Raw genomic sequence first — 15682 nt, 5'->3', positions numbered from 1 at the left:
GACGGTTACGACCCCGACAGGCACAACGACGACGTTAACAGGTACAAGTTATACACCGACGACCCCCGGTACTTATACGGTGACAACAACCATGCCTTACACAAATCTCGATGGAAGTACTGGTACAGTGACGGCAAAGCAAATTATTACGGTTATAATCGAGCCAACCGTTTCAGTGCCAGCAAATCAAATAGTCACTGTTGGCAGTAGTGTGGATATTACGTCAGTGGTTACGCCAGGTACCGATAATATAACACTTGGAAAGCTAGAAACGATTGTGATCTTGCCTGATGGTTCTGAGATGATTATCGCCGGAAATAGCTTTGTTCCAAAATCTCAGGGAAGTTATACGGTAATGACAAGACTTGCTTATACTAATCCAGATGGGAGCATCGGAACGGCAATGGGAATCCAGATTATCGAGGTTAAGAGTGCTAATGCATTAGCAGAAGTTAGAGCTACCGCAACATCACAAAGAGAGGGACTTCAAAGTCAAACCTCATTGCCCATGACTGGTATGGGGACCAACGACGGTCTATTAGCATTGGGAGTTATAACAACTCTTTTCGGATTACTGGTAATTGACCAATATTTTGATAAAAGTAATCAATAAAATTTAAAATAAGGATGTCCGATCTGTTAATATCGAGAGATCGCTATAATTTGTTAAATTAGTCTATCTGTCAACGAAAAATGTTGGAGATAGGCTTTTTATTTGTCATACGCAACTCGAGTTGGAGATATTTTTTTAAAATATTTCGAGCAGGGGCATTCTTAATTGAGTACAAACGAACAATTTGGAAGGTTAAATTTGTAGGAAAGAGAAGATACTTTCAACACCCATGAAGATTTATTAACCGAGAGAAGTCATAGTCATAAATGGAACACAAGGAAGTCTTTTTTTGTTTAAGTAAGTTTGATATTCTTAACTAGACTAACGCTGAAGAAGGAGGTGTATTAATGGCAGAAAATATAATTTTACGGACTGTCGAGTTAATTATAGTTTTGAATATTATTGCTGCGGTTATTACGGTCTTCAGAGAGAAGCGTGATATTTCGTCGATTTGGGCATGGTTATTGGTGTTGATTTTATTTCCCGTTTTTGGTTTTATTTTATATTTCTTACTCGGGCGAAAGTTATCCAATAAACGGATTTTTGATTTACGAACTCAGGAAGCGATGGGAATCGATCGAATCGCAGCTAATCAATCAGCCTTGTTGCGACAAGCAGGACGGTTCGATGATTTTTCCGAAGAACAGGCTTTTATTCGGCTATTTTTAAAAAATGATGAAGCAATCTTTACACAACAGAATGCCGTTAAGATTTTTGATGACGGCTACGAAAAGTTTGAAGCGCTCTTGGATGATATTAAGCATGCTGAGCATCATATTAATGTTGAGTATTTTACGATTTACGATGATGAGATCGGGAATCGGATCATTGATGCCTTGACCGAGAAGGCGGCCGAAGGACTGCGTGTGCGAGTGATTTATGATATGTGGGGCTCACATGGGCGCCATAAAAGATTATTCAAGCGCCTTAAAGAAGCTGGCGGACAGGTAGAAGCCTTCCTAATGCCATGGTGGTCACTCTTCACTTTCCGACTTAATAATCGAATGCACCGTAAGTTGGTGATCATCGACGGTAACATTGGCTATGTTGGTGGCTTCAATATTGGTGATCAATATGTTGGTAAATTTCTCAAGTTTGGCTATTGGCGGGATACCCATCTGCGAATTGTTGGTGACGCGGTATTAGCCATGCAGAGTCGTTTCTTTTTAGATTGGAATGCAACCACTCGAAAAGAAAAGCTTGATTTTGCGGAGGATTATTTTCCTTCGCCACAAGAACATGGGGATGTCGCAATGCAGATTGTTTCATCTGGACCAGATAGTGACGTCAAGCAAGTCTATCAAGGTTATTTACAAATGTTTGCCCGTGCTAAGCAAACGATTACGATCCAGACCCCCTATTTCATTCCGAAACAAGCGATGTTGGAACTTTTGCAGTTGGCGTCCATGGCAGGGGTGCGGGTACGTCTGATGATTCCAGATCGACCAGATCACGTCTTTGTTTATCGTGCAACCCAGTACTTTGCACGTGAACTAATGGCGGCTGGTGGTGAAGTATACACCTACAATGGTGGCTTTTTACATTCTAAGGTCGTAGTTGTCGATGGTAAATTATCGTCGGTGGGGACGGCTAACATGGATATTCGATCGTTTGACTTAAACTTTGAAGTGAATGCCTTCATTTACGATCCCAAGATTGCACAAGAACTGGAAAAACAATTTGAACAAGATTTGGCGCAAGCAACTAAGTTGACTGAGGAAGCCTTTCTTAATCAGTCGCACTGGTTGAGTTTTAAACAGATGTTTTCTCGTTTATTAGCGCCAATTTTGTAGAATGTGGCAATAATCAATGATATTATTCAACGAAACAGATAATTATCTAAGTGGGCATTAAAGATGTTCGCCAAACGAAAATTTGAAGTAAAACAGAAAAGAAGGGTAGAAACCTTTGGTAATGATGGAATTAGTACCGGGAGTACATCTACATGTGCTTCCAAATCGTGATTTTGCAACAACCCATATTCAACTGAATTTCACACAAACCCTTGATCAAGCACAAGTAGGATCACGTGTGCTGGCAAGTAATATGGTTGAAACTGTCTCGGCTAACTTGCCTTCACAGCGCTTAATGGCGCAGGCACAAAGCAAGTTATATGGTGCAGATTTTTCAGTAGATGTATTAAAGACTGGACAGCTCCATACCGTTCGGGCTAGCTTGATTTTGCCAAATGATGAATATTTGCCTGAACATGCGACCGTATTACCAGATGGTCTAGATTTTTTGCGGGCAACACTCTTAGAACCAATGGGTGATCCTGAAAATGGTTTCGATCCGACGATTTTTAATCGCCAAAAGGAGATCGCACTTGACGAATTAGCTGGATTGCAAGAAGATCGGCAATATTTTGCCTTGCGTCAAGCGATGCAAAGTTATTTTGCGAAATCAGAACAGGCATTACCAGCGTTTGGTAGTGCAGAATTGTTAGAGGCGGTTGACCAAAAGCAAGCATATGAAGCTTGGCAACTGATGTTGGCGAATGACCGTGTTGATATTATCGTCTTTGGAAATGTTGACGAGGCGCTGATTATGACGGCTTTTAAAAAGTGGCGTTGGTCTGCTCGGACACCGGAGCTGACATTGGAATATTCACAACCTTTATTGGCAACGGCTAAAGATCAGTCAGTACAGCTACCTGATGTTAGTCAAGCACGATTGGTTTTGGGTTATCAACTTGTTGTGGCAAAACCAGATCGTTTTATTGCTTACGTCTTTAACACCTTGTTTGGCGGACATGCAATTTCGCGGTTGTTTATGAATGTACGTGAAGAGGCTGGCTTAGCTTATGCCATTTCTTCGGATTACAATCTTTACACAGGTTTGCTGTTGGTCGAAGCTGGGGTTGAAGTTGAGCAATTAACTGAGGTAAAACGTCGGATTGCCGCTGAATTGGCGCGACTACAGACAGAGCTAGTCGAGTCGGATGAATTAGCAACAATTAAACGAATTATGATGGCTGACTATTCCTTAGCTCTAGATCAACCAAGTCGAATTATAGAACGAGAATTTGTTCAAGCTTTGACGGGACAATTTACGACGAGTGATCAATGGCTGGCGGCGGTTGAGGCCGTCACGGCTCAAGATATTCAGCGCATCGCACAAGCAACCCAGTTACAACTGAACTATGAACTGATTGGAGGCAATCAAGATGCAACCAGTAATGCCTGAATACCATGAAGTTTTGCCAAATGGGACACGTGTACATTTGTTGCCACGAATGAATTTTCATCAGACGGTCGCAATGCTGTCCGTTGACTTTGGAGCGCGCGATCGCGATGTGACGATTGATGGGACGACAATGCATCTGCATGGCGGTTTGGCTCATTTCATTGAACATAAGATTTTTGCACAAAAAGATTATGATGCCTTTGTACGCTTGAGCGAATTGGGGGCGAATGCAAATGCCTTCACTACGCAAACGCGAACAAGTTATTTCCTATCGGCGGCTGGTGATGCGTTACCAGCAATTCAAGAGCTATTAACCTTCACGCAAGAACCATATTTTGAGCATGATGCTGTATTACGTGAAGCAGATATTATCGGTCAAGAGATTGACATGTATGATGATGACCCGAATTCACGACTTTATCGGCTGATTTTGGCTAACCTTTTTCGTGGGGATGCCCTAGCCGAGGACATTGCTGGAACCGACGAATCGGTCCATGCGATTACGGTTGAAGAATTGCAGTTGGCTTATCAAGCGGTCTATCAACCTGAAAATACGGATATCGTAATTGCAGGTAATTTTGACCTAACGGCGATCCGCGAGTTGATTAGAAATAGTCCTGCTGGGCAACGATCACAAACTGGGGCAGTGAGTTATGGAGAGCATCAACTACTGCCAGTCGATCCACAGCCAGTTGAAGTAGAGATGGCAATTGTTAGAAACAAGGTTGCCTTTGGGCAGCGCTGGTATGAAGGCGTTGAGCTACCAGAAGGTCGAGCGGCGTTAAGGGTTGCCGTGGCGATTAGTCTAGCCTTTGATCTTGTCTTTTCGGAGCATTCAGATCAGTATATGCTCTGGTATGACGATGGCTTGATTGATGACAGTTTCTTTGCGGAATTTGACTGGGAGCGTGGGGCGGCATACCTGACGATTGCAGCCGAAACGGCAGAACCAGAAGTGCTAACAAATGAAATAACGGCTGTGCTGAAAAAACTACCAGAACAATTTGAATTGTTAATGGATCGGTTTACTTATGTGCATCGGGATGCGATTGGCCGGTTGATTAGTAAGTTTGATCAGTTGGAGGATTTGGTCACGCGTTTTGATGGTGGTTTGTTTGACAATGCAACACTCAAAGATGAGTTGGATATTCTTTTGCAGCTTGACGCAGAGCAGGTGTTGGCATTAATTAGTGAGATTCCAGTGAGTGAGATTGCAACGGTTGTTGTACGTCCTAAGCTTTAATTGGTCATATAGCAATTGATAGCATAACTTGAGATTTAACTAAGCAAGTCTGCTTATAATATGGTAAAATAACACATAATTGTAATATATTAGAAAAGATAAGGGTGAGCTTAGTGATGGAGAATCAAAATCGCGCTATTGGTGAAGAGTTAAAGAATGCACGTGTTGAAAAGAATTTATCGCTTGATGATATTCAACAACAGACTAAAATTCAAAAACGTTATTTATCAGCAATCGAAGATGGTAACTTTGATCAGTTGCCAGGTACTTTCTATGAGCGAGCTTTTGTGCGGCAATATGCGGCCGTTGTCGGGATCGATCCTACAGCGTTGCTAGAAAAGTATGATCTTGAAACAGCAGAAATTGAACCTGATCTAAGTGCTGCACGTGTTGATGCTGACAACGTAACACGGACAGGGATGCATTTGGAAGAAGATACAGCTGCTGAGAAGACCCGTCAGTTATTACCAAAGATTGTGATTGGGGCAGTCGTAGTAGTTTTGATTGCTGGAATTTGGTGGGCTGTGGCTGCCTTTGCCGGTAATTCAAAGCAAGAGTCATCTAGCTCTTCAAGTGTCTCAGTAACTTCATCTAAGGTTGAGTCATCTTCAAGCAGTAGCGCTAAGTCTTCTAGTGCTAGTTCAAGTAGTTCTGAAAAGAAGACTGAGATTGGAACGGCAACTGTTTCTGGGACGACTTCAACAATTGAGGTTACCCCTGCCGATAAGCAAGGAACAGTAACGATGACTGTTAAGGCAAACTCTGCTGCGGCGTGGACTTCGATTACTTATGGTAACGGAACATCATTGTACAACGGAACTTTGCAACCAAATCAACCACAAGAATTAACAATTCCAGCTTCAGCAACGAATGTACAGATCAAATTTGGAAATGCTGCCCAAACAGCAGTTACAATTGATGGTCAAACGGTTCAAACTGGCTCAGGAAGTGCTTCAGTTTGGACAAGTACGTTAAACATTGTCCGTCAATAAGATAAATAGGCTGGTTATATGAATTTACCAAATAAATTAACTGTTTTTAGAATGATCTTGATTCCCATCTTTATGTTGGTATTGGTATTACCTTTACACTGGGGGAGTTTGGCAATGGGTGGTGCAACCATTCCGGTTACGCATTTGATTGCGGCAATTATCTTTATTGTTGCTTCTTTGACCGATTTGGCTGATGGCAAGATTGCGCGTAAGCGTCATCTTGTGACCAATTTTGGTAAATTTGCGGATCCATTGGCAGATAAGTTGTTGGTTATGACAGCACTAATTATCTTTGTTCAGTTTGGTTGGGTTCCAGCATGGATCGTGGCGATCATCGTGATTCGTGAATTAGCAATTACTGGATTACGGACCTTAATTGTTGAGAATAATGGTAAAGTGTTGGCGGCTGCAATGCCCGGGAAAATTAAGACAACCACACAAATGATTGCAATAATTTTCTTCTTGTTGCATGATGTGATTTTTGCTTGGTTTAGCTTACCATTCGCAACCATCATGATTTGGATTGCGTTAATCTTTACTGTTTACTCGGGAATTGATTACTTTTATCAAAACCGACAAGTTTTCAGTGATGGATTTAAATAAGTAAACTTAATAAATTGGAAAATAACCAATTTTTAAGGCCGAACGGTGCCTATGTTTATCATATAGGCATCGTTCGGTTTTTGTTATGAGTTATCAATTAAAGCGGTATTTTAACTTTAGGCTTAAAATGGAGTTACTGGGTTCTTTTGCTATAAGGAGGAAGTTACAATGTTGGTAGAAGTTGTGGGGAAACGTCTGATGGAGCTAGGTCAGACAATTACTAGTGCAGAAAGTTTAACGGCTGGTTTATTCGTGGCAACATTAGCAGAGGTGAGTGGTATTTCGAGTGTCCTGCCAGGTGCGTTTGTGACATACTCGGCAGAGTCGAAGACTCAGTTAATTAATGTAGCGCCGGAACTAATTTCACGTGATGGGGTAGTTTCAGCAAGTGTTGCAGAGGCGATGGCTAGTGGTGCACGTGCCACTCTAAGGACGGATTGGGCGGTTTCTTTTACTGGTGTCGCTGGACCTGATCGCTTGGAGGGTCATCCGGCTGGGACCGTTTTCATTGGCATTGTAGGACCGAATTTAAATGAAACCGTTGAGTATCATTTTGCCGGTGATCGACAGGCTGTCCGTGAGCAATCCGTTCAGGCGGCCTTCGTCTTGCTTGATAAATTTTTAACCGGAAAAGATGCTTGAAATTTCTCGAAATTAGGGTAAACTATATATTGTTAAGTTAAAACCTAATTTTAAATAAAGAAAAGAAAAAATTGGAGGCCGTTTATGGCTAGTGGAAAGAATATTAACCCTAATAAGAAAATTGAAGGCCGGATCGACGATCCAAAAGAACGAGCAAAGGCCCTTGATGATGCGTTGAAGAAGATTGAAAAGTCATTTGGTAAGGGATCGGTGCTAAAAATGGGCGATTCAAAGTTTACAAAGGTTGAGTCAACTTCAACTGGCTCACTAAAATTGGATGTGGCGCTCGGTATTGGTGGGTTGCCTAAGGGCCGGATTATCGAAATCTACGGACCTGAATCTTCTGGTAAAACGACTTTGGCGTTGCATGCGGCTGCTGAAGCACAACGCAATGGCGGAACGGTTGCTTATATTGATGCGGAAAACGCCATGGATGTTGAGTATGCCCGTGCCCTAGGGGTTAATGTTGATGAATTGCTACTTTCACAGCCAGATACCGGTGAACAAGGTTTGGCGATTGCCGACGCTTTGATCGTGTCAGGGGCAATCGACATGGTCGTAATTGACTCTGTTGCCGCCTTGACGCCTAAGGCCGAAATTGATGGTGAAATTGGTGACTCAACAGTGGGACTACAAGCCCGAATGATGTCACAGGCCTTGCGTAAGATGTCAGGTTCAATCCTTAAGACAGGTACTACGGCCATTTTCATTAACCAATTGCGTGAAAAGATTGGAATCATGTTTGGAAACCCAGAAACAACTCCTGGCGGTCGTGCCTTGAAGTTCTATTCATCAGTTCGCTTAGATGTTCGCCGTAAGGGTGCCATTGAGCCTGGTAAGGCTGATAAGGACGACGATGAAAACATCAAGACGATTGGTAATCTAACCAAGATTAAGGTCGTTAAGAACAAGGTTGCCGCACCATTTAAGGAAATCGAAGTCGAGATTCTCTTCGGAAAGGGAATTTCAAAGACCGGAGAAATGATCGATCTAGCAGTTGATAAGGATATCATCAATAAGTCTGGTTCATGGTTTGCCTACCAAGGTGAAAAGATTGGTCAAGGTAAGGTCAATGTTGTGAAGTACCTTGAAGACCCAGAACGTACAGATATGTACAATGAGATCTATGATCAAGTACGTGCTGCTTATATTGATGCCTCAGTTGACGGTACTAATATGGAGATTGATGAAACATCAGTCGAAACAGACGACACGGACGAGATTGCTTTGGATATTGAAGAGTAATAATTAACTAAAACCCCGCTTGAGTATTAACTCAGGCGGGGTTTTTATTTGTACGGAAATGATCCTTGACTGTGCAATATAAAAGATGATCTAAAAAACATTAGTGACGATAAAGATTTGATTACTTTAAATCACTAGAAGTCTTTGAAGATAGCAACCAAGTCCCATCAGCTTGTTTTGTGAAGGTTAGAAAAACTGATCCATCTGTAAGTGATGTCCAATCGGCTGAGCGCATAGAATAGTCGCCAGATTGAGTATCTGAGCTTGTATCAGGTTTACCGAATTTGGCAACAATATCGTCATAATTGGCACCACCTACACCAGATAAGGTATCCCCGACAGCAAGCGCATCATAGTCTGCAAGGGTCCATTTCTGTGATGTAACTGATGAGCTTGAAGCAGAAGAAACGGAAGAGGACTTGGCAGAGCTTGAAGATGAACTATCGCTCGTTGAACTTCCCTGACTAGACGCAATTCCGCCAATTACAAGAAGCGCAATAACCCAGACCCAAATCCGCTTATAAAAAGGCTTTTTTACCTTGTCTTTCATGATAAAACTCCTAAAATTAGTGAGCCGAAGCCGAAGCCGAAGCCTACCACCCACAGCTTTTATCGTGGATCATGATTGCACGTATATAGATGATTGGATAAATAACGGTTAATTTGCCATAAGAATCGTGAACCATAGAATATCTGCATTGAATCTTTCATAGTAATATCTGGCAAATAGTATGTTTACGATCAATTAAAATCGATAATGTCGTTTGCTTATACCAGTTGTTCCTTACCAAACAAATAGCGATGAGCACTTCTACTTATTGACTTGCCGTTGTTGTAAAGTGAATACAGAGGCAACAATCAATAAGATGGTAGCGGGTATAGCCATGATTGCTGAAAGAAAGAAAATTCCATTACCAATAATTCCTAAGATATGCCCTGTAATTTTGAAGCCAGCTTTACGAGATTTTAGCAATCCTAAAATATGTAGTAGAAGACCTAAAAGCGCCATACCATAGAAGAATAGAGTCGCAGTACCAGTATTATTGCCGTGACTGATGGCATCGCTTACGGCTGTCAGTACAATAACGAAAAAGGAAATGGTAAAAACGACGGCGTTTATTATATCAAAAATTCCGGCTGCTCTATTGAGAGCTAATTTCTCTTTTTTCATGATTATCTTCCTGTTATTTCTTAGTTAATGAGATTGTTTGCACATCAAAGGATAAAACTTCGCCAGTGTGAAGTGTAACAGTGGTTGAGGAAACGCCGCCAGCACTGGAATCTGAGTTGAAAATTTCGTTAACATTGTAATCATTGGTTTGGACATTACCTGAACCAGCGACTAAAGCGAGTGTATAACGACCCGGCGCGATATCTTGCCCCACGACATAATCCCCAGCGTTTAAATTACCGTTTGAAATTGCAGTAGGTGATGTGGAAGCTTGGAAATGGACGCTAGGAATACTGTCAATTTCGATGGTTTCGCCATCCTTTAAAATGGCATGATAAGATGTCAAAGATAGATCAGAATTAGCGTCAGCAGGTGCGCTCAATATAATATTCAACCGACCATCTTTAGACATAACATTGCCTGAACCTGAGTCTGTAGTAATGTCATATGTTCCAGCCTTAATGTCCTTACCAACAACATAGTCAGATCCAGTTGTTAGATCAGTTGTGACAGCTGTGTTTGATATAACCTTAACCTTAGACGTTGTTGAATTTGCAGAGGCTGCTTTAGCTGTAGAGGAAGAAGAACTTGAGGATGAGCTACTTCCTGTCGATTTGCCTTGACTGGAGCCAACTCCAATGATTAGAAGAAGTACAATAACCCAGACCCAAATCCGCTTATAAAAAGGCTTTTTCACCTTGTCTTTCATAAAAAACTCCTAAAATTAGTGAGCCGAAGCCGAAGCCTACCACTCACAGCTTTTAGCGTGGATCATGATTGCACGTATGGGTGAGAGGGAAACGCTATTTATATGTAATGAACGCGCTGTACATGGTGTATTTATGATCAGACGGGTTCGATGCGATTTCATTGTCGATACTAATTATTTCGTATCCATCGTCTTGCATCCTTGTTAACAGATAGTCGAATCTTCTAGTGTAGTCTTTATTAATTTCGATACCACTGATTGCAAAGTACAGTGTGGCACTTAGATCTTGTTGTTGAATCAGAACTGTGTGCGTTTTCCCGTCTTGCTCAGCTAAAAGGGGTTTAATCGCTTGGGCGTACTTAACTTCTGTTCGTTCCTCTTTTGATTTGAATAATCCCATATTATTTCTCCTGAGTTCAAAAAATATGAAATGAAGATGTTTGCTGATAAATTGTCATATTAACAATTAACATTATAGGATAAATTAAATCTTAATTATATAAATCTTTAAAGGTGTACGGCTCGAAATGCCTTTATGACAGCCTTTTAAGGTTCTGGCTGAGAAAATTAAGTATATAAATGGTCTGATAATTCGGAACATGGTCGATGTAATCCATTAATACTGGTGCGTTAGTTCACATAACGCCAAAAAAAGTGTAGAATGGAATAACGAATTTTCTTCAGGGAGGCCCTAATGAAAACACCATATCAAACAGAGCAAACACGACTAGACGGCGTGTTAGTAAAAATTCAAGACGCCATAGTGGCTAATCAAAAGGACTTACAACAAGCACAATCAAACAAAGAAGACGTTGAGAGCGGTTGGAAGGATGTGCGGATTAAGGCGGGAACATACGGCTCACTATTTGAGACGGCAATGGGCGTACGCCAGCAACAACAAATGCTTCAAGAGCGTGAATTAGCAATGAACTCTGCATCGCATCAAGCTGAAGTGCTTGGGCGCCTAAAGCAGCGGCCATATTTTGCACGGATTGACATTCAAGAGCCAGGTTCGGACAATGTAGAGCCAATTTATATTGGTTTGGCCTCGTTCTCTGATGGAGTTGATAACTTCTTGATTTACGATTGGCGTGCACCAATCTCGTCAGTTTATTATGATGCCAATCTTGGACCGGTTACATATGAAACGCCGGACGGGACTCAGTCGGCTGATTTAAAGTTGAAACGTCAATTCCAAATCGAAGATGGAAAGATTGTGACGCTTTTTGATACTGATGAGACGGTTGGAGACCAATTATTACTAAATGCATTGGCTGGTGAGTCTTCAACCAAGATGAAGTCAATCGTTACAACCATTCAAAAAGAACAGAATAAAATCATTCGAAACACAGCGGCAGACTTGTTATTTGTACAAGGGGCAGCTGGGTCCGGTAAAACATCGGCGGTCTTGCAACGAGTGGCCTTTTTGCTTTATCGCTACCGTGGCCGCATTGATGCCGGGCAGGTGGTGATGTTCTCACCTAATCAGTTATTCAATGATTATATTGATCAAGTCCTACCTGAACTCGGTGAGCAAAATATGGTTCAGATGACTTATTATCAATATGCTTCACGTCGTTTACCTAAGTTGCACCTAGAAACTTTGCAAGAGCGCTTTGAAGCCCAAGCAACCGGCGACCGAAAGAAGATCATAGATTTGAAGGGAACTAGTCTTTATTTCAAGGCGATGGAGCGCTATGCAAAAAGCTTGAACCAAGCCGAAATTCGGGTGCGCCCTATTAAGTTCCGTGGTGAAGAAATCATCAGTAAGGAGCAAATTGCCGATATTTACTATTCTTTCAATGCAAACTATAATCTGGGTAATCGCCTCCAGGCAACGAAGGAGCGTCTGTTGAAGATGCTACAAGGGCGGATTGGTAATGAGATGCAAAAGCCATGGGTGGAAGACGCCGTTCAAGCTTTGTCAAAGGAAGAGTATGATTCACTGCTGGGTGATAATCCACGTGAATTTAAGTCCGACGACCAGGAATTTAAGACTTTAGCCAAGTTAATTGTGACGCAGGAATTGGCGCCAATTGTTCGCGGAGTTAATCGCAATCGTTTTATCAATATCAATAATCAGTTTGTACATTTTTTGAAAACAGTTCCTAATTTGATTGATTTAGCAGCTAACGGATTATCAGAGGCGGCTTGGGAAAAAGGCGTAAAGGTTACGATTGAGAAAATGAAGCAAGGTGATCTGTCATTGGCAGATATGACACCATTTATGTTTTTATTTGATCAAATTAAAGGGAGTCGTGGTGAACGTGATATTCGCTTTGTCTTTATTGATGAAATTCAAGATTATACGCCATTCCAATTAGCATTTTTGAAGTTCTCGTTCCCAAGAGCACGCTTTACAATGCTTGGCGACTTAAATCAGGCGATTTTTACAAAAGAAAATGCTGTTAGTTTACAGAGTGAATTAGCTGAATTGTTTGACCCAACGAAGTCTGAGTATGTTCAATTGACACAAACATATCGTTCAACGCAACAGATCACAGATTATTCGAAGGCAATTTTAACTGATGGAGCCGAAATTGATGCTTTTGAGCGTGCAGGAGAGTTGCCAAGTGTCCAAGTCGTCGTTGATAACCAGCAGATGGCGGAAGCTACCAAGCAGCAATTAACAGCTAATTTGGCTGCTAATGAAACCACTGCGATTATCACAAAGACTTTGGCTGAGGCCGAGACTGTTTATGAGCTATTGCGTGATCAGACTGATGTTACGGTTATTCGGACTGAGAACCAACGTTTAGTTCCGGGGACCATTATTGTCCCTGCATACCTTGCTAAAGGCTTGGAATTTGATGCAGTGATCATGTGGGACGCCTCGGCGGAAACATACCATGGTGATGATGAGCGACAATTGGTTTACACAATTGCATCTCGGGCGATGCATCAATTGACGATTTTTGCAGTTGGTGAATTATCACCGTTACTTGCTGCAGTTCCTCAGGATCTTTATATAGTAGAAAAGTAACTTTTAAGAAGAATGGCAGGATCTAATAATGACAGATATGGCCTTTAATTATGAAGTAATTGAGCGCGATGATTGGGGAGCGCTTGCGTCAAAGATGAGCGCGTCCCAGTCGGCTCTAATTACTCCAAAAGCATTAGCGAATATCAAAGCATTTAACGACCAGATTTCAATGGATGACGTCTTAACGATCTATCAACCGCTAGTTAGTTATATCAAACTACGTTATGCGCAATATGAGCGTAATTTTGCTGAGCGACAAGCGTTTCTTGGACGTACCGATCATCAAAGCCCCTTTGTGGTCGGAATTGCTGGTTCGGTTGCAGTTGGAAAATCGACCACGGCACGACTATTACAATTAATGTTGCAAGCTGACATGGGTGAGGCGTCTGTTGCTTTGACAACTACCGACGGTTTTTTGATGTCAAACGAGCAATTGAAGGCCCGCAATTTATTTGATCGAAAGGGTTTCCCAGAGTCTTATAATATGGAGGCTTTGTTGAGTTTCGTAAATGACATTAAAGACGGGGCTGCAGAAGTGCGCTCACCACGATATTCGCATGATATTTCGGACGTCCTACCAAATGAATATGATGTCTTTAAGCGGCCTAAAATCTTCATTATTGAAGGGATTAACACTTTGCAAACAAGTCCCAACTCGCCAGTATACGTTTCAGACTTCTTTGATTTGTCGATTTATGTGGATGCTGCAACTAGTTTGATCGAGCATTGGTATATTTCGAGATTTGATGCTTTGCGAGAGCAAGCACTTGTCAATAATGATCCAAGTAATTTCTTTTGGTCATGGACACAGATACCTTTAGCGGATGCGATTAAGATTGCTAAAAACGTCTGGAAAACGGTAAACTTGCCCAACCTTGAACAGTATATTTTGCCAACACGTGAGCGTGCAGACCTTGTGCTCCATAAGACAGTGGGGCATGTAATTGATCAGATTTGGTTACGAAAATAATAAAAGTTAACTTATCAAATTATCACAAATATGACAAAGTACGTCATTTCGTGATAAAAAAGCCAAATATGACTAAATTATGAAGAATAAAATTACAAAAAACGCTTGAGTTAACCAGTTAACGATCTAATTGTGAATGTTATTAGAATAGGGTTTCTACCTGTTACACCGGTTAATGTGACAGAAATATTACACGTGATTTGGAATATTCGGGCCTTTCGTTATGAATTGTAATATAACTGTTATTTAACAAGCTTCTGGCTTGGTAAACTATTGTTTGTGGTTGCGAAAGAACTTCGCAAGTGAGATTCACCAGAAATTGTTCTGGGAAGGACAACAAACGATGAGCTGCTGTTAAGCAGTCAAAAGGGAGTTAAATACAACTTATGAACAAGATTAAAGAAACAGCATTAACAGTCGCAGGTTTAGCATCAGTTTTGGCCGCTGGTCAAACAGTTGCACACGCTGCATCAACATACACGGTTCAAGACGGTGATACATTGAGTGAGTTGGCACAAAAGTTCAACTTGACTGTTGAGGATTTGGTAAAGTCAAACAAGATTAGTGATGCCAACTTGGTATTCGTTGATCAAAAGATTTCAATTCCAACTTCTGCTGTTGCAGATTCAACAACTAACGATTCAGCTGCTGCATCACAAGCTGCTGAGTCAGCTGCATCATCAGCCGCTGATTCATTGGCCGCTGCATCATCAGCTGCCGCTGCTTCAGATGCTGCTGCATCATCAGCCGCCGCATCATCAGCTGCTGCATCACAAGCCGCTGCATCATCAGCTGCTGCTACCACTACAACTGTTAGTGCTTCAAGTACTGCTGCTGTAGCTGGTACTGGTTCAACTTATGATCAGTTTATCGCTGCTGGTGGAACTGCTGCTTTGTGGCAATATGTTGTAATGCCAGAATCAGGTGGAAACCCTAACGCCGTATCACCAAATGGTTATCACGGTTTGGGACAAACAATGCAAGCATGGGGTTACGGTAGTGTTGCTACTCAAACTCAAGGTATGGTTAACTACGCCGTATCACGTTACGGATCAATTGATGCCGCGGTTCAATTCCGTTTGGCAAATGGTTGGTGGTAAAATTTAAGATTTATCAGAGCAGATGGCTTATGCCGTCTGCTTTTTTTTGTCGAGTATAACTTATAGTTCCACTAAAACGGAATGTGAAGAATGTGATTTGACATAATGTATAAATATTTGTCGAAAGCGAATTCTTTATGTCTTTTTTTTGACGAAAATGAATTATTATACAAAATAGGTTGAAAAAAGGCAGGAAAAGCTTAAAATAGTGTTATTACTTGAACA

General features: G+C 41.5%; 15 protein-coding genes. 11 read left to right on the top strand and 4 right to left on the bottom strand.

Going from position 1 to position 15682, the window contains the following annotated elements:
* The 8 genes from ESZ50_RS11770 to recA all read left to right on the top strand — a co-directional run.
* Window positions 1-613, top strand: a 613-nt coding sequence (locus tag ESZ50_RS11770) for a hypothetical protein (RefSeq protein ID WP_187387623.1), incomplete at its 5' end; no start/stop codon positions are given.
* A gap of 347 nt (window positions 614-960) precedes the next feature.
* Window positions 961-2406 carry a cardiolipin synthase gene (cls, locus tag ESZ50_RS10135; protein ID WP_148623619.1) on the top strand — a complete coding sequence of 482 codons (1446 nt, stop codon included), beginning with the start codon at window positions 961-963 and terminating at the stop codon, window positions 2404-2406.
* A gap of 121 nt (window positions 2407-2527) precedes the next feature.
* The gene (gene yfmF, locus ESZ50_RS10130; RefSeq protein WP_246111548.1) at window positions 2528-3799 is read left to right on the top strand and encodes an EF-P 5-aminopentanol modification-associated protein YfmF; all 1272 of its coding nucleotides are present in this window, start codon (window positions 2528-2530) and stop codon (window positions 3797-3799) included.
* Entirely contained in the window at window positions 3780-5042 is a 1263-nt protein-coding gene (gene yfmH / locus ESZ50_RS10125) for an EF-P 5-aminopentanol modification-associated protein YfmH (protein ID WP_148623615.1), read from the top strand. The genes yfmF and yfmH overlap by 20 nt, the downstream gene beginning before the upstream one ends.
* Before the next feature lie 116 nt (window positions 5043-5158).
* A complete protein-coding gene (locus tag ESZ50_RS10120; RefSeq protein ID WP_246111547.1) occupies window positions 5159-6034 on the top strand; it encodes a helix-turn-helix domain-containing protein in 876 nt (291 codons plus the stop codon).
* A gap of 18 nt (window positions 6035-6052) precedes the next feature.
* Window positions 6053-6637: a CDP-diacylglycerol--glycerol-3-phosphate 3-phosphatidyltransferase gene (gene pgsA, locus ESZ50_RS10115; RefSeq protein WP_148623611.1), complete on the top strand. Its 585-nt coding sequence runs from the start codon at window positions 6053-6055 to the stop codon at window positions 6635-6637.
* Window positions 6638-6805: 168 nt separating this feature from the next.
* Window positions 6806-7279, top strand: coding sequence for a nicotinamide-nucleotide amidohydrolase family protein (locus tag ESZ50_RS10110; protein WP_148623609.1), 474 nt, complete (start codon window positions 6806-6808; stop codon window positions 7277-7279).
* Window positions 7280-7363: 84 nt separating this feature from the next.
* A complete protein-coding gene (recA, locus tag ESZ50_RS10105; RefSeq protein WP_148623607.1) occupies window positions 7364-8524 on the top strand; it encodes a recombinase RecA in 1161 nt (386 codons plus the stop codon).
* Between the two features lie 121 nt (window positions 8525-8645).
* On the opposite strand, the gene ESZ50_RS10100 is transcribed toward recA, so the two are convergent.
* The 4 genes from ESZ50_RS10100 to ESZ50_RS10085 form a co-directional block, all read right to left on the bottom strand.
* The gene (locus tag ESZ50_RS10100; protein ID WP_148623605.1) at window positions 8646-9074 is read right to left on the bottom strand and encodes a hypothetical protein; all 429 of its coding nucleotides are present in this window, start codon (window positions 9072-9074) and stop codon (window positions 8646-8648) included.
* A gap of 261 nt (window positions 9075-9335) precedes the next feature.
* The gene (locus ESZ50_RS10095; protein ID WP_148623604.1) at window positions 9336-9695 is read right to left on the bottom strand and encodes a hypothetical protein; all 360 of its coding nucleotides are present in this window, start codon (window positions 9693-9695) and stop codon (window positions 9336-9338) included.
* A 13-nt stretch (window positions 9696-9708) separates the two neighbouring features.
* Complete coding sequence (locus tag ESZ50_RS10090; protein ID WP_148623603.1) at window positions 9709-10404, bottom strand: hypothetical protein; 696 nt, start codon at window positions 10402-10404, stop codon at window positions 9709-9711.
* A gap of 94 nt (window positions 10405-10498) precedes the next feature.
* On the bottom strand, window positions 10499-10804 hold the full coding sequence (locus tag ESZ50_RS10085) for a hypothetical protein (RefSeq protein ID WP_148623601.1): 306 nt from the start codon (window positions 10802-10804) through the stop codon (window positions 10499-10501).
* 294 nt (window positions 10805-11098) lie between these two features.
* Between ESZ50_RS10085 and helD the strand changes: the two genes are divergently transcribed.
* The 3 genes from helD (at window position 11099) to ESZ50_RS10070 (ending at window position 15457) form a co-directional block, all read left to right on the top strand.
* Window positions 11099-13387, top strand: a complete 2289-nt coding sequence (gene helD / locus ESZ50_RS10080; protein WP_148623599.1) for an RNA polymerase recycling motor HelD — start codon at window positions 11099-11101, stop codon at window positions 13385-13387.
* A gap of 28 nt (window positions 13388-13415) precedes the next feature.
* Window positions 13416-14357: a type I pantothenate kinase gene (gene coaA, locus ESZ50_RS10075; protein ID WP_148623597.1), complete on the top strand. Its 942-nt coding sequence runs from the start codon at window positions 13416-13418 to the stop codon at window positions 14355-14357.
* 386 nt (window positions 14358-14743) lie between these two features.
* On the top strand, window positions 14744-15457 hold the full coding sequence (locus ESZ50_RS10070) for a LysM peptidoglycan-binding domain-containing protein (RefSeq protein WP_148623596.1): 714 nt from the start codon (window positions 14744-14746) through the stop codon (window positions 15455-15457).
* Window positions 15458-15682: the final 225 nt, after the last annotated feature.

The organism is Weissella muntiaci (genome assembly GCF_008107635.1).
Taxonomy (GTDB): Bacteria; Bacillota; Bacilli; order Lactobacillales; family Lactobacillaceae; genus Weissella; species Weissella muntiaci.
This window is presented reverse-complemented; position numbering and strand designations above follow the sequence as displayed.

Excerpts from the sequence above, each read along its gene's own strand:
- ESZ50_RS10110 (WP_148623609.1), top strand. The coding sequence starts at position 6,806 with ATGTTGGTAGAAGTTGTGGGGAAACGTCTGATGGAGCTAGGTCAGACA.
- cls (WP_148623619.1), top strand. The coding sequence starts at position 961 with ATGGCAGAAAATATAATTTTACGGACTGTCGAGTTAATTATAGTTTTG.
- yfmF (WP_246111548.1), top strand. The coding sequence starts at position 2,528 with ATGATGGAATTAGTACCGGGAGTACATCTACATGTGCTTCCAAATCGT.
- ESZ50_RS10090 (WP_148623603.1), bottom strand. The coding sequence starts at position 10,404 with ATGAAAGACAAGGTGAAAAAGCCTTTTTATAAGCGGATTTGGGTCTGG.
- coaA (WP_148623597.1), top strand. The coding sequence starts at position 13,416 with ATGACAGATATGGCCTTTAATTATGAAGTAATTGAGCGCGATGATTGG.
- ESZ50_RS10085 (WP_148623601.1), bottom strand. The coding sequence starts at position 10,804 with ATGGGATTATTCAAATCAAAAGAGGAACGAACAGAAGTTAAGTACGCC.
- ESZ50_RS10095 (WP_148623604.1), bottom strand. The coding sequence starts at position 9,695 with ATGAAAAAAGAGAAATTAGCTCTCAATAGAGCAGCCGGAATTTTTGAT.
- ESZ50_RS10120 (WP_246111547.1), top strand. The coding sequence starts at position 5,159 with ATGGAGAATCAAAATCGCGCTATTGGTGAAGAGTTAAAGAATGCACGT.
- pgsA (WP_148623611.1), top strand. The coding sequence starts at position 6,053 with ATGAATTTACCAAATAAATTAACTGTTTTTAGAATGATCTTGATTCCC.
- helD (WP_148623599.1), top strand. The coding sequence starts at position 11,099 with ATGAAAACACCATATCAAACAGAGCAAACACGACTAGACGGCGTGTTA.
- ESZ50_RS10100 (WP_148623605.1), bottom strand. The coding sequence starts at position 9,074 with ATGAAAGACAAGGTAAAAAAGCCTTTTTATAAGCGGATTTGGGTCTGG.
- ESZ50_RS10070 (WP_148623596.1), top strand. The coding sequence starts at position 14,744 with ATGAACAAGATTAAAGAAACAGCATTAACAGTCGCAGGTTTAGCATCA.
- yfmH (WP_148623615.1), top strand. The coding sequence starts at position 3,780 with ATGCAACCAGTAATGCCTGAATACCATGAAGTTTTGCCAAATGGGACA.
- recA (WP_148623607.1), top strand. The coding sequence starts at position 7,364 with ATGGCTAGTGGAAAGAATATTAACCCTAATAAGAAAATTGAAGGCCGG.